The 14,324-nt window shown below is 47.2% G+C and carries 12 protein-coding genes; 4 read left to right on the top strand and 8 right to left on the bottom strand.

The genetic code is table 11. The features are described 5' to 3' along the window. Positions 1-274: 274 nt before the first annotated feature. Positions 275-1,708 carry a glyceraldehyde-3-phosphate dehydrogenase gene (locus L976_RS05645; RefSeq protein ID WP_023267065.1) on the bottom strand — a complete coding sequence of 478 codons (1,434 nt, stop codon included), beginning with the start codon at positions 1,706-1,708 and terminating at the stop codon, positions 275-277. A gap of 206 nt (positions 1,709-1,914) precedes the next feature. On the opposite strand from L976_RS05645, the gene L976_RS05650 reads away from it, so the two are divergent. Both L976_RS05650 and gap read left to right on the top strand, forming a co-directional pair. Then, entirely contained in the window at positions 1,915-2,802 is an 888-nt protein-coding gene (locus L976_RS05650) for a DUF2989 domain-containing protein (protein WP_047535024.1), read from the top strand. A 214-nt stretch (positions 2,803-3,016) separates the two neighbouring features. Beyond that, positions 3,017-4,027 (top strand): type I glyceraldehyde-3-phosphate dehydrogenase, encoded by a 1,011-nt coding sequence (gene gap / locus L976_RS05655; protein WP_037418518.1) that lies wholly within the window; start codon positions 3,017-3,019, stop codon positions 4,025-4,027. Between the two features lie 135 nt (positions 4,028-4,162). On the opposite strand, the gene nadA is transcribed toward gap, so the two are convergent. The 5 genes from nadA to astE form a co-directional block, all read right to left on the bottom strand. Beyond that, positions 4,163-5,236: a quinolinate synthase NadA gene (nadA, locus tag L976_RS05660; protein ID WP_047535026.1), complete on the bottom strand. Its 1,074-nt coding sequence runs from the start codon at positions 5,234-5,236 to the stop codon at positions 4,163-4,165. Positions 5,237-5,380: 144 nt separating this feature from the next. Further along, on the bottom strand, positions 5,381-6,985 hold the full coding sequence (locus L976_RS05665) for a dihydrolipoyllysine-residue acetyltransferase (protein WP_047535028.1): 1,605 nt from the start codon (positions 6,983-6,985) through the stop codon (positions 5,381-5,383). A 9-nt stretch (positions 6,986-6,994) separates the two neighbouring features. After that, on the bottom strand, positions 6,995-7,972 hold the full coding sequence (locus L976_RS05670; RefSeq protein ID WP_037418512.1) for an alpha-ketoacid dehydrogenase subunit beta: 978 nt from the start codon (positions 7,970-7,972) through the stop codon (positions 6,995-6,997). A gap of 3 nt (positions 7,973-7,975) precedes the next feature. Then, a complete protein-coding gene (locus tag L976_RS05675; protein WP_047535030.1) occupies positions 7,976-9,154 on the bottom strand; it encodes a thiamine pyrophosphate-dependent dehydrogenase E1 component subunit alpha in 1,179 nt (392 codons plus the stop codon). Positions 9,155-9,316: 162 nt separating this feature from the next. After that, positions 9,317-10,351 carry a succinylglutamate desuccinylase gene (gene astE / locus L976_RS05680; RefSeq protein WP_047535032.1) on the bottom strand — a complete coding sequence of 345 codons (1,035 nt, stop codon included), beginning with the start codon at positions 10,349-10,351 and terminating at the stop codon, positions 9,317-9,319. 278 nt (positions 10,352-10,629) lie between these two features. Between astE and msrA the strand changes: the two genes are divergently transcribed. Beyond that, positions 10,630-11,109, top strand: a complete 480-nt coding sequence (gene msrA / locus L976_RS05685; protein ID WP_037418505.1) for a peptide-methionine (S)-S-oxide reductase MsrA — start codon at positions 10,630-10,632, stop codon at positions 11,107-11,109. Between the two features lie 121 nt (positions 11,110-11,230). On the opposite strand, the gene pgm is transcribed toward msrA, so the two are convergent. Together pgm and seqA are read right to left on the bottom strand one after the other, a co-directional pair. After that, positions 11,231-12,883 (bottom strand): phosphoglucomutase (alpha-D-glucose-1,6-bisphosphate-dependent), encoded by a 1,653-nt coding sequence (gene pgm, locus L976_RS05690; RefSeq protein WP_047535034.1) that lies wholly within the window; start codon positions 12,881-12,883, stop codon positions 11,231-11,233. Positions 12,884-12,952: 69 nt separating this feature from the next. Further along, positions 12,953-13,504: a replication initiation negative regulator SeqA gene (seqA, locus tag L976_RS05695; RefSeq protein ID WP_047535036.1), complete on the bottom strand. Its 552-nt coding sequence runs from the start codon at positions 13,502-13,504 to the stop codon at positions 12,953-12,955. 294 nt (positions 13,505-13,798) lie between these two features. On the opposite strand from seqA, the gene L976_RS05700 reads away from it, so the two are divergent. Beyond that, the coding region (locus L976_RS05700; protein WP_047540173.1) for an alpha/beta fold hydrolase at positions 13,799-14,324 on the top strand (526 nt) is incomplete at its 3' end.

Here is a 14,324-nt window from a genome sequence, read left to right on the forward strand (position 1 = left end):
GATGTCATAGAGTAACGTTACTACGCTTTCCCCTGACTGCGGATTGGCATTCTACCGATTTAACCTTCAGAGTCAATCAACAAATTTGAAATATTGCGCTTAACCACACTGTTTGCCCAATATTCAGCCATAGCGATATAAACTTGCCGATAGAATCAACAATTCACGGATTTGCTCAATAACAATGTTCAGATAAATTGTTATTCAACATAATTGAAGTATAAAAAAAGCGCCCTCTCAGGCGCTTTCTCTGTTGTACTTCTGTCTGTCGCAATTAAGCAGGCAGAGACAGCGTTGTTAAGCCTAACATCGTTTGCATAACACCGACTACTTGGCAGCTGTAACCAAATTCGTTGTCATACCATACGTACAGAATGGCGCGTTTACCTTCGGCGATGGTCGCTTGAGAATCAACCACGCCCGCATAGCGAGACCCCACTAAGTCGCTTGATACGATTTCAGTTGAGTCTGTGTAGTCAATTTGGTTCTGCAAGGGTGATTGCAGCGCCGTGTCTTTTAGGTATTCGTTCAATTCGTCTTTGTTGGTCTCAGCATTTAAGTTCATGCTGATGATCGCCATAGATACGTTTGGTGTTGGCACGCGAATCGCGTTGCCTGTCAGTTTGCCCGCTAATACTGGCAGAGCTTTAGCGACGGCTTTCGCTGCGCCCGTTTCAGTGATCACCATGTTTAATGGTGCACTGCGACCGCGACGGTCAGCACTGTGGTAGTTGTCGATCAGGTTTTGATCGTTTGTATATGAGTGAATCGTCTCAACGTGACCATTCTCGATACCGTACTTATCATTTACCGCTTTCAGTACTGGTGTAATGGCGTTAGTGGTGCAGCTCGCTGCAGACACAATGATGTCTTCTGGCGTAATATCGCCTTCGTTTACACCGTAAACGATGTTCTTGATGGCGCCTTTTGCAGGTGCTGTCAGTAACACTTTGCTTGCACCAGGGCTCTTCAAGTGTAAGCCTAGGCCTGCTTCGTCTTTCCAAATACCCGTGTTGTCTACCACTAAGGCATCTGTAATACCGTATTTAGTGTAATCCACTTCATCTGGTGAGTTTGCGTAAATCACTTGGATATAAGTACCGTTAGCGATGATGGCGTTGTTCTCTTCATCCACTTCAACAGAACCGTTAAATGGACCATGAACAGAGTCACGACGCAGTAAGCTTGCGCGTTTTTCTAAATCGCCCTTCTTACCACCACGTAATACGATAGCACGCAGTCTTAACTTGTTGCTGCGGCCAGTACGTTCGATCAGTAAGCGCGCTAATAAGCGACCAATACGACCAAAACCATACAACACCACATCACGCGGAGCGATATCATCAGCATGATCAATCGCAGCCGCTAATTCGCGTGCCATATAGCTTTCAATTTCGTTGGTATCGGTATGTTCAGCCCAGTATTTGACAGCAAGCTTACCAATATCCACTTTACATTGTTTAACAGCGAGTCTGCTTAAGGCTTGAACAAACGGGAAACTCTCGCGTAAACGTAATTTCTCGCCGACATGACGACGAACTAAACGGTGCGCTTTAATAATCTCAATAGTAGAAGCATTGAGTAATGGCTTACCATAAACCACAACTTCGACGCCTTGGTTACGGTATAACTTGCCCAGCAAAGGTTGCATTGCCTCTGCCATTTCAAAACGTTCTTGCCAACTTTGTAGGTGTTTATCAGCGCTCATTTACAGATCCTTTATCTCACTTTTCAATAAAATATATTGAAAGGTTTGAGTAACATGACGAAAAGACCAATAATCTTATGTAGGTTTTAGGGAAAACCCTCTGTTTTGGTCGGCGCCATTGTAATGAAAACTGACCCAGCTTGCTAGTAAGATATTTTCTGTAAATCTGTAATTTTATTAGAGAAAATTGCATTTTGGAGCGTATTTTGAGACAAAATCTAGTAATAATTACATCATTTACCCTCGCGATAAGCCTTTTCGGTTGTGATAATGGCCGAAATATCGAAACGATTTGTAAAAATAATCCTGAAATTTGTGCCGATTTGCATAAGGATGGCTGGTGTTTAGCCGAGAAAACAAAGTTGATCCAAAGTCGATACGACCTAATGGACAATAAAAATCCTACAGGCAAGCAACTCTATCAACAGTTAACTTACCTCGAGGACTATAGTCGATGTATTGAATTGGCCTCGGGCGTTCAGCACATTATCCACACAAGCCGCACAGCTGATAGAGCCAGAGCCTTTCGACTAAGTACACAAAATTTGAGTCGGTTGCAGGATGAAACCCGCGAGCGCCAAGACCCGTTTATGTCTTATTATCAATGGACACGTTTTGGTGACACGGATGCATTAAACCGACTCTTGGTACAAGAAAATGCTGGCGAAGTCACTGAGCCATTTCTTTTAGCGCAAATAGCCACCTACTACAGCAACCGTAATGCCATCAAAGCGCAACAACTCTACCTTACTGTGTTTGCAGAGATCCAATACGCTGACTTTGATCCAAATTGGTTGCTTGGGCTCGCTGCAGCCTATCGCCAAACCCAAGCGCTAGAAAAAACTTACATGCTGACAAAAGCCAATTTACTACTTACGCAGCAGAAGTATTCTGAAGATAAGATGCTAGCCTTAATCGGTGGCAACAAAACGCTGGCGACAAGATTAGATGAATACGCCCAGAATTTGATCAATGCGTTAGAAGATGGCCTCTATTCGACTAGTCCGGTTGCGCTCTGGCTTGCTCCACCTCAGACAGAGGTAACACCGCCAGCGGCAACTCCCGTCGAACCAGAGAAGCCAAACTCGCCTTAAGGCTTGGGCCTTGAGTAACGTCGGCAAAATGTTTGCCATCTTGTAATTTTTTATCCAAATGCAGTGCTAAAAAAGGGGTTTTCGCGAGCAATGTAAAAAAAACACCTAATTTGTTAACCGAATCCCGGCAAAATAGCCGAATTAACTTGACGATAGCTGTCAGTTTGGTAATTTTACTACCAGTTGAATTTTATAATCACCAGAGGGATATGAGATGACTATCCGTGTTGCAATAAATGGTTACGGCCGTATCGGTAGAAACGTATTACGCGCCCTGTACGAAAGCGAAAAAGCTTACCCAATCAAAATTGTTGCCATCAACGATTTAGGCGACGCTTCAATCAACGCTCACCTGACAAAATACGATTCTGTACATGGTCGTTTCAATGCCAAAGTTGAGCATGATGCTGAAGCAATTTATGTTAACGGTGACAAGATCCTCACTTTCCAAGAGCGCGATCCAGGCAAATTACCTTGGGGCGACCTACAAGTAGACGTGGTATTTGAATGTACCGGTATCTTCACTTCTAAAGATTCTGTTCAACCGCATTTAGCCGCTGGCGCAAAGAAAGTGATTATCTCTGCACCAGGCAAAAACGTTGATGCAACCGTCGTTTACGGTGTGAACAACAATGTGTTGACCGCGGATATGACCGTTATCTCTAACGCGTCATGTACCACTAACTGCTTAGCGCCTTTCGCTAAGCCGTTAAATGACGAAATTGGTATCGAATCAGGTCTGATGACCACCATCCACGCGTATACCAACGATCAACGTTTATCTGACGTATACCACACAGATTTACGCCGTGCCCGCGCTGCGGCACTGTCGATGATCCCTACTAAAACGGGCGCTGCGGCTGCTGTAGGTTTAGTTGTGCCTGAATTACAAGGTAAATTCGATGGTTTAGCGGTACGTGTACCGACTGTTAACGTGTCTTTAGTGGATTTATCTTTCATTGCATCACGTGACACAACCGTTGAAGAAGTTAACGCCATCATCGAGCGTGCAGCAAGCGTAGCACCACTGAGCGAAGTGTTGGCTGTCAACAAAGAGCCGTTGGTATCTATCGACTTTAACCACAATGCGTTTTCATCTAACTTCGATGCGACGCAAACCCGTGTTAACGGCCGTTTAGTCAAAGTAATGGCTTGGTACGATAACGAATGGGGCTTCAGTAACCGTATGTTAGACAACGCGGTTGCGTTAATGAACGCTAAATAATCTCGATTAGCGATTTAGCTAAAGCCCTGCAAATGCAGGGCTTTTTGTTATTTACCGTATGGCAACTGCAATTAAAAAAATATCCCCGCAAAGCGGGGATATTAATGTTGAAACTCGATGTGCGACTAAAAGCGCTTAGGCATTACCCTTCACTTTCATATTGAGCGTTTTAGCGAAATCGAGCATACGGGTCAGCGGGATTAACGCTTTCACTCGCAAGTCTTCATCAACAAAGATCTCATGGGTGGTTTTGTCGCTATCACTTAATGACGCTTCAATGGCTTTTAAGCCATTCATTGCCATCCAAGGACAGTGGGCACAGCTCTTACAGGTGGCACCGTTACCACCAGTAGGCGCTTCTATCAATGTTTTACCCGGCGCCGCTTGTTGCATTTTGTAAAAAATACCGCGATCGGTCGCGACAATAAAACGCTCGTTAGGCATGGTTTGCGCAGCTTTGATCAACTGACTGGTGGAGCCGACAGCATCCGCCATCGCCACCACACTCGCGGGTGATTCTGGGTGTACCAAAATTGCTGCGTCGGGATAAACGCTTTTCAGATCACGCAGGGCATTCGCTTTAAACTCATCGTGAACGATACAGTCGCCCTGCCACATCAGCATCTCGGCGCCCGTTTGTTTAGCAATATAGCTGCCTAAGTGGCGGTCTGGGCCCCAAATGATTTTTTTGCCTTCGCTGTCTAAGTGCTCAACAATTTCAAGGGCAATACTCGAGGTCACCACCCAATCGGCACGGGCTTTTACCGCCGCAGACGTGTTGGCGTAAACCACCACGGTATGGTCTGGGTGTACATCACAGAAGGCGCTAAATTTATCGATGGGGCAACCTAAGTCCAATGAACAGGCCGCTTCAAGAGTCGGCATCAGAATGGTTTTTTCTGGGCTTAAGATTTTGGCAGTTTCACCCATAAACTTCACCCCAGCGACGATTAACGTCTTTGCGGGATGATCGCGGCCAAAGCGCGCCATTTCAAGTGAGTCTGAAACACACCCACCAGTTTCTTCAGCCAACGCTTGAATTTCAGGGTCGGTATAATAATGGGCAACCAATACCGCATCCTTTTCAATCAGCAGCTGCTTGATACGTGCCTTGTAGTCCGCCTTTTCGGCATCGGACAGAGGAATTGGCTTAGGCGGAAACGGATAATCAATAGTTTCGATTGTTGGGGCAAATGGGCTGGGGCTCATAACAAATCCATCAGGATAACAACGTTCGCGAATTATACGTAATTGGGATCAAAAGATTAACCCATTTATGGCCTGCGAATAAAAAAGGACGCTAAATTGCGTCCTTTTTTGCCGGATTGGCTGTAAGTATTGGCTGACAGCCGACTAACGCATGGCTAATAGCATATCCTGCGGTTGCTCAAGGTATTGTTTCCAAAGGTTACAGAAACGAGCAATGGTGCCGCCATCGATAACGCGGTGATCGCCAGACCAACTCACTTGCATGATCTGGCGCGCTTCGACTTCACCTTTCGCATTAAAGCGCGGCAAGGTTTGCAACTTACCAAGCGCAACAATCGCCACCTCTGGCTTATTGATAATTGGTGTTGCGACTGTGCCACCCAATGCACCAATATTCGAAATCGAAATCGTGCCTTCTTTAAGATCTGCTGGTGCAACACGGCCGTTACGCGCAGCAGTGGTTAAGCGGGTGATCTCGGCAGCCACCTCAAGAATACTCTTATCTTGCACATCCTTCACATTTGGCACTAACAATCCCACTTTCGAATCTACTGCCATACCAATGTTATGACGCGCCTTGTAGGTGATTTCCGTACAATCAGCATTCACTTGGCTGTTAAGCACAGGGAACTGCGTTAAGGCTAATGACATGGCCTTCATAAAGAATGGCATCATGGTCAACTTAACTTCGTCGGAGGAATACTTGGCCTTCATGCTTTCACGCAGAGCGACTAAGTCTGTCAGATCAAACTCTTCGCAATAGGTGAAGTGTGGAATGGTTGATACCGATTCGACCATCATTTTCGCCATCACGGCTTTCACGCCACGGATAGGCTCAACAATGTCACCCCGTGCAGAATTTGCCACGACGTTAGAGACGGTTGATTGAGTCACACCTGATTGAGTCGGTGCTACAGCCACTGGCGCAACGGCAGACACAGCGCCGCCCTGCGCTTGGAAGCGAGTAATGTCTTCCTTATATACTCGGCCATGTTTGCCACTACCAGGTACGCGACTTAAATCGATATCTAAGGCACGTGCCATACGGCGAACGGCTGGGCTGGCTAAGGCTTTACCTTGGCGTGCAGGCTCCGAGGACACCGCCGCGCAAGCGGCTGGTGCAGCGGTATTCGCAGCGGCAACGCTTGCTTCCTGTGCATGGCTGACCGGCGCACTAACGCCACCTTCAACCTCAATCGAAAATAGTGGCGCATGTACTTTCGCTAACTGGCCCTTACGGTAGTGCAATTTGACAATTTTGCCCGCTTTGATGGCGGGGATTTGCACTAAGGCTTTATCAGTCATCACATCGGCGATGGGTTGGTCTTCAACCACTGTATCGCCTTCTTGGACTAGCCATTCGACCAGTTCACACTCAACAATCCCTTCGCCAATATCGGGCAGCAGGAACTCTTCAACGCTGGTACCCGCCACGCTGGCTTGGCTTGCAGATGCTTGAGTAGATGTGTGTGCTTCAGGTTGAGACGCAGCAACAGGCGCAGCTTCGTCAGACTCAACCTGCACGGCATACAGCGGTGCATGCACCTTAGCAATATCGCCTTTGGCGTAATACAACTTAGTCACGACTCCTGCAAAAGGCGCCGGAATTTGCACTAAGGCTTTGTCGGTCATCACATCGGCGATGGGCTGATCTTCCACAATCGTGTCGCCCTCTTGCACCAACCACTCGACGAGTTCGCACTCGACAACGCCTTCACCAATGTCCGGCAAAATAAAATCTTTAATCATACCGGACTCCTAGAAGTTCACTGATGCCTTAATGGCTTCAAAAGTTTTGAGCGCATCGGGCATATATTCTTTTTCGTGGACCAGTGGATATGGGGTATCTAGACCACATACACGGCTGATGGGTGATTCTAAATACAAGAAACACTCCTGCTGAATGGTGGCCGCAATTTCACCCGCAAAACCACCCGTTAATGGTGCTTCATGGTTGATCAGTAAGCGGCCTGTCTTCTTCACAGAATCGGCAACGGTATCTACATCCCAAGGCGCGAGTGTACGCAGGTCGATAATTTCGCAGGAAATCCCCTCTTTTGCCGCCATGTCGGCCGCTTTTTCGATGATTTCCATCTGTGCGCCCCAAGCGACTAAGGTGATATCTTTCCCTTCACGCACCACTTCGGCTTTACCCAGCTCGATTTCATAATCGCCCGCAGGGACTTCCCCCACAGAAGCACGGTATAAACGCTTAGGCTCGAAGAACACCACCGGGTTTTTATCGCGAATAGAGGCTAATAATAAACCTTTGGCTTGAGCAGGATTACGTGGCACAACCACTTTTAAGCCTGGGGTTTGGGTAAAATAGGCTTCTGGCGATTGTGAATGATAATGGCCGCCCGCAATACCGCCACCATAGGGTGTGCGGAACACTAGACTTCCCACATTAAACTCATTACCGCTGCGGTAACGGAATTTAGCCGACTCGTTCACAATCTGATCGAACGCCGGAAAGATGTAATCAGCAAACTGGATTTCCGCTACGGCAGTCATACCATTAGAGGCTAACCCGTTGGCAAAACCCGCAATACCTTGCTCAGTCAGTGGCGTGTTAAAGCAGCGGCTGCGACCAAACTTTTCCTGTAAACCTGAGGTTGCGCGAAACACGCCGCCAAAGTGGCCAACGTCTTCACCAAACACCACCATGCGCTCATCAGCTTGCATGGCGATTGACAAGGCCTCATTGACGGCCTGTAACATATTCATTTCTGCCACGGCTTATAGCCTCCCTGCACTTTTGGGATAGGATTGCGGATATTTTTTGATGTGTTCTTTAAGATCGCTCAATTGCTTTTTAAGCGCTGGCGTTGGCTTGTCGTACACGTCTTCAATAATCTCATCCAGCATAGGGATAGGTAATTTTTCTGCGACTTTAACGGCGGCTAAAACTTCTTCACGGTACTTTTCGTAACGCTGGGCATCATCGGCCTCGGCTAACCAGCCTTTATTAATCAGCCACAACTTAAAGCGTTTGACCGGATCGTGTTGTTGCCATTTCGCCTCTTCTTCTTTTGAGCGATAACCCGAAGGATCGTCAGAAGATGAGTGGGCGCCCAGACGATAAGTCATAGCTTCAATCAACACGGGGGCATTGTGCTCAATCGCATAGGCACGCGCCTGTTGCGTTGCGGCCAACACCGCCAGCATATCATTGCCATCGACACGAATGGTGTGCATGCCGTAACCCACGCCACGACTGGCAATACCGTTACCGGCAAATTGCTCTTCCGTTGGGGTAGAAATGGCATAACCATTGTTACGGCAGAAGAAAATCACGGGGCATTTTAACACCGCCGCCATATTCAATCCGGCATGGAAATCGCCTTCAGATGCAGCGCCTTCACCGAAATAACAGACAGCAACATTACGTTTGCCCTGCATTTTCAGGCTATAACCGACACCTGTCGCTTGCGGAATTTGAGTGGCCAATGGCGATGAAATGGTTTGGTAGTTTAACGCCGCGCTGCCATAGTGGATTGGCATTTGGCGACCTTTACCTAAGTCCTTCTCATTACTGAACATTTGGTTCATAAACTGTTCAGTGGTAAAGCCGCGATAACGTAGCGCCGCATGTTCACGGTATTGCGCGAGGATCACATCTTCTTGATCAAGTGCGGCCACGCTACCGACGATCGCGGCTTCTTCACCGGTGCAGGTCATATAGAAGCTGATCCGTCCCTGACGCTGTGCGCCAAGCATACGTTCATCGAGTACCCGCGTGAATACGCAAGTATCGTAAATTTTGGTGGCTAAGGCTTCATCTATTACAGGCAAAACCGCGGTTTCATAGGTAGTGCCGTCTGCTTGTAGAATTCGAAGGATAGGAATGTGAAGCGATGCCTTATCCAAGAAGCCGACACGGTGCACTGTATCAGTGTTGAGTGTTGCTTTGCTCATATTGTGCTCTTGTTATCTCGTTACGCAGCAGAAGAACCACTGCGCCTAATTTATACGAATATGCCGGATGAACATTACGTTAACGTAAACTACCTATCAACCGTTGGCACAGTTCAAATGACAACTAATCCCCTGTTTGCATGTATATATTGCTTTACAAACTTAACGAACATTCGGCGCAACTGAGGGGATCAGACAAATCACCGTGCGATTGCCGATGGGCACCTTAGCATTGGGGAAGACAATCGCTTCAAATTCCTGTTCGACTTTAATTTCCTGCCCACCCTCTCGGGCCAATACAAAGCCTTTAGGGAAAGCTCGGAAATTTTCGACATCGGTCGCGAAGGTAAATTCAAAATCATCAAAATGTTTGTTGATCACCCGACACACTTGATACAGATTCACCTTATCCGCTGAGAATGGCTCAAGCGCTAAGGGTTTGTCTGTGATAAGACGCATAAACATCTCTTGGGCGGCAATAAAACGCGTCATATCGTTTTGCCCCATGGGATACACCTTACCTAATTCAATGGTAAAGGCATCGGCGCCATATTGCTCGGAGGAAAAATAACTAAAAGTAGTTGTCGGCTCATGGTGAAATAACACAGTATCGACGCCACTGGCCGCTAAAAACATGATTTGCTCGGCGCTGTAAGCACGGCCGGGACGATAGGGATAAATCGCAAACTTTTCGTGTTTAGACGCCCGCATCGCCGTGTGTAAATCGTAGTGAATTCGCTGGCGCCCTGCGGCTGCGCCCTTAAAGAAGCGGTCAACATAGGCTTCTAATTTTTTTGCCCGCACCCGCTCAGGATTCACTAATCCCGGAGGATTTGAATGCTCGCCACTAAAGAGACGATTCATGTTCTCGTCGATAATGCGAGTGCCGTTATTAATCGCTAAAGGGTTACCAATAAGAAAGAGCGTGCGTTGTTTGGCGATGATTTTTTGTTGGAGAAGCTGTTTGATTAAGGTATTGCAGAGTTCGATGGGGGCGGTTTCATTGCCGTGGACACCGCAGGAGAGAATGACATCCTTACCTTGGGCTTGTGCAGGCTCAAAAACGATGACGCCCGTGTCCCACACCTCGACTCGAGTATGTTCCCCTAAGGCGAAACTAAACTCATCTCCGATGGTTTCAGGATTAGCGAGGGTCAGCGCGAGAAAATCCTTCGAATCTAACAGAGCTTGTAACACAGAATTCTCCTTATAATAGCGTGTTAAAGACGGGAGTGATGGCAATAACTGCCTGTTTCATTGCACTTATCGCTACCCGCCTTAAAAAGCGCATCCATACTAACACAAGTTTTTGGGCCGTTACTCTGTCATTCTGGTCAAACAAGCGCATTTCGCGGCAAAACAACAGCATCTTAGCCGCATTTGGTCGACATAGGATTAATTTTGTCGACACACTTGCTTTTAGGCATGAGTTTTATCACAATTCTTAGCCATCTAGACTTCTATCAGGATTTATCATGGCGTTAGCAACTTTTGGTGCCGGCTGTTTTTGGGGCGTGGAGTATTTCTTTAGACAAGTCAACGGCGTGACCAACGCGACCTGCGGCTATATGGGTGGCAATAATGAAGCGACCACCTATGAGGAAGTCAAAAAAGGCAAGACAGGTCATGCCGAAGTCGTACAAGTAGAATTTGACCCTGCGATTGTCAGCTACGACGAGTTACTGGATGTGTTTTGGAAAAACCACAACCCGACCACGCTCAATATGCAGGGCGGCGATATTGGTACTCAATACCGCAGTACCATTTTCTTCCATGATCGTGAGCAAAAAGCGGCGGCAGAAGCCTCAAAACTGGCCTTTGCCCGTTCAGGTCGTTGGGGATTGCGTCATATCGTCACTGAGATTGTGCCGTTACAGCAATTCCATGTGGCAGAGGAATATCATCAAAACTATATCGATAAGAATAACTTACCGAGTTGCCATATCGAGTACTAGGCTTAGCGATTCAGCTCAAACCTGAATAATTTGACCTTACAATCGCTGCAAATAAAAACGCACTCATAGGATTTCGATGAGTGCGTTTTTTTATCGGTAAAAAGAATGCGTAAACGCTAAATCAGGCGCTGAGGGCCTTATCGATCAGGGCTTGTGCGTCCTTAATGATATCGGCAAGATGTTGCTCACTGATAAAGCTCTCACCGTAAATCTTGAATAACGCCTCAGTGCCCGATGGCCGCGCAGCAAACCAACCATTGGCCGTGGTCACTTTAATGCCACCAATTGAAGCATTATTGCCAGGTGCATGGGTCAATACAGCCTCAATGTTCTCACCCGCCAGCGTAGTGGCGTTTAAGGTCTCGGCATTAAGCTTGGCAAATTTGGCTTTGTTCTCAAGGCTAATTGGGCTGTCGATACGCTTGTAGAAGCTTTGACCAAATTGCGCCACTAATTCTTGATGGCGTTGCCCCGGCGTTTTACCTGTGACCGCAAGCATTTCGGCTGCGAGCAGCACTAAAATAAAACCGTCCTTGTCAGTACACCAAGTCGTGCCATCACGGCGCAGGAACGCGGCGCCCGCACTCTCCTCACCGCCAAAGGCAATGGTTGCCTCAGCTAATCCATCGACAAACCACTTAAAGCCAACGGGGACTTCGAGTAATTTTTTGCCATGGAAGGCACAGATTTTATCGATAAGCGCGCTCGATACCAATGTCTTACCAATGGCTAAGCTATCGCTCCACTCTGGTCTGTGGGTCAGCAGATAATCAATCGCTACTGCTAAATAGTGGTTGGGGTCCATCAGCCCGGTGCCCGGACACACGATGCCGTGTCTATCGTAGTCAGGATCGTTACCCACACATAAATCGAAGGATTCTTTATGGGCCAGTAAACCTGCCATCGCATAGGGAGAAGAGCAATCCATGCGGATCTTGCCGTCCTTATCCAATGACATAAAGCTGAAGCTTGGATCGACCTTATCGTTAACTAAAGTGATATCAATGCCATAGTGCTTGGCAATCGGTGCCCAATAATGAATACCGGAGCCGCCTAATGGATCGACACCCAGCTTAAGTTTAGCCTTAGCGATAGCATGCATATCGACGACATTGTCTAAATCCGTCACATAGGGCGTGATTAAATCAATGACATGCACATAACCCGAAGCCAATGCATCTGCATAAGCGAGCTTATTAACGCCCTTGAGCGCTGCGCGCAGGTAATCATTAGCGCGGGACTCAATCCACGCAGTGATATTACCTTCAGCAGGGCCACCATGGGGTGGATTGTATTTAATCCCACCATCCTGCGGTGGATTGTGGGATGGCGTAATAATCAAACCATCGCTTAACGCGGCACCACTCAGTACCGCCTCGCGATTTGCACAAATAATCGCATGCGACACCACAGGCGTTGGCGTAAAACCATCATGTTGCTGGATATGAACTGTCACCTTATTGGCTGCTAACACTTCAATCGCTGACACATAAGCCGCATAAGATAAAGCGTGGGTATCGATACCTAAAAACAGCGGGCCTTCGATATTCACCGATTGGCGATAATCGACAACGGCTTGGGTAATCGCCCAAATATGGTCTTGGTTAAAGCTCCCTTGAAATGCAGTTCCGCGATGGCCTGAGGTCCCGAATGTCACACGCTGCTCGGCAGCATCCACATTGGGTTTGATGCTGTAATAATGGCTCATCAGCTTTGGAATATTCACCAGATCCGTCTGACTCGCGGTTTGTCCTGCCCGTTGATGTATTGCCACCTGATCCTCTCCTACTGGAAAATCGGTTATTAAATGGAAACGCCGCATCATTGCTGCGTCGATAAATCGTTATACGCGTTCGGCAATGCCGTTGGCAATTTGGGCATCACAGCCCAATTGCACCAAGGCCTCGGCTAAAATTGTCCGTTTTTTTGCAGTATTGTTGTTGGTCGTTACCCAAAATCCGGTATTACCGATTTCCTTCGGATTTGCGGTGGCGCTAGCCTTGAGTAACTCCTCACGAGAGCGCGCAAAGTAGAGACGATCGCGCCCTTGGATCTGTAAAATTTGCGAAAACTGGGCTTTGTTAAGTTGATACAAGCTCTCGAGCAAAAATAAGAAGCGGCCCACCGCGCCTTTTTGTTGTTCTAACTTATGTTCATCAACCAATTGATTAAAATCGGTGACAGACTCGAAGCTTTCTACTTGCGGAACGCTCTGTGGCTCAGGCGTTACCACCTCTAAACTCGGTTGGCTGATAGACTGTGGCTGTGACTGTTCAACCGCATCGACGGACAGGCCGAGTAATCGACGGAGAATATCAGAGGCACTCTCACCAATACGTTCCGTTTTGCTGGCAATATGACGATAGAGCTCTTCATCCACTTCGATGTATTTCATAACCTTATTATCCTTTGTTATTCGATAGGCTTACCGAAAAAATGCACCACAGGCGATCCTAGCAAAGGATCTGTGCGATCGTTGCTCCAGTGTATCTATCTCTATCAATCTGATAAAGCATCATTAATCTAAAAATGCGTGAAATCGCACATCAAATTAGCACAACGATGTTAATCGCTGAAAAAGCCAGCAAGTTGAAGGTTCTTAATTTCAAAACCGCCACAAAACTTGTCAAACTTAACGCATTGAAGGCACAATTCGCGCAACGTTAAGTACCATAGCACAGGCTATTCCATGAATTTTGTATCTTCTGGTCAAGGAGAAGCGGTCCTCCTTATCCATGGTCTCTTTGGCAATTTAGATAATCTTAAAGGCTTAGGTCAAGTTATCGAAACCCATCATCAAGTCATCCGCGTTGATGTACCTAATCACGGCTTAAGTGAACATTGGCAACAGATGGATTACCCAAGCTTAGCGAAAGCGATGGTGGATTTACTCGATGATCTCAAGCTTGAGCGCGTGCATATTGTGGGGCATTCCATGGGTGGGAAAATTGCCATGGCAACTGCCCTAGCCTATCCAGAACGCATCATCAGCATGGTTGCCGCTGATATTGCACCAGTTGCTTATCAGCCACGCCATGATGTGGTATTTGCCGCACTCGAAAGTTTGCCACTTGAAGGCCACACCGATCGCCGTTTTGCCTTGGCCCATTTAACCCATAGCGGCATTGATGAAGCGACAGCCCAATTTCTTCTCAAAAATTTGCAACGGACTGAGACAGGCTTTCGTTGGAAAATGAATTTAAGCGGCTTAAAAG

Origin of the sequence: Shewanella sp. ZOR0012 (genome assembly GCF_000798835.1) — a bacterium.
GTDB lineage: Bacteria > Pseudomonadota > Gammaproteobacteria > Enterobacterales > Shewanellaceae > Shewanella > Shewanella xiamenensis.

Coding starts and splice junctions, on each gene's coding strand:
- L976_RS05645 (WP_023267065.1), bottom strand. CDS start 1,708: ATGAGCGCTGATAAACACCTACAAAGTTGGCAAGAACGTTTTGAAATG.
- gap (WP_037418518.1), top strand. CDS start 3,017: ATGACTATCCGTGTTGCAATAAATGGTTACGGCCGTATCGGTAGAAAC.
- nadA (WP_047535026.1), bottom strand. CDS start 5,236: ATGAGCCCCAGCCCATTTGCCCCAACAATCGAAACTATTGATTATCCG.
- L976_RS05665 (WP_047535028.1), bottom strand. CDS start 6,985: ATGATTAAAGATTTTATTTTGCCGGACATTGGTGAAGGCGTTGTCGAG.
- L976_RS05675 (WP_047535030.1), bottom strand. CDS start 9,154: ATGAGCAAAGCAACACTCAACACTGATACAGTGCACCGTGTCGGCTTC.
- msrA (WP_037418505.1), top strand. CDS start 10,630: ATGGCGTTAGCAACTTTTGGTGCCGGCTGTTTTTGGGGCGTGGAGTAT.
- seqA (WP_047535036.1), bottom strand. CDS start 13,504: ATGAAATACATCGAAGTGGATGAAGAGCTCTATCGTCATATTGCCAGC.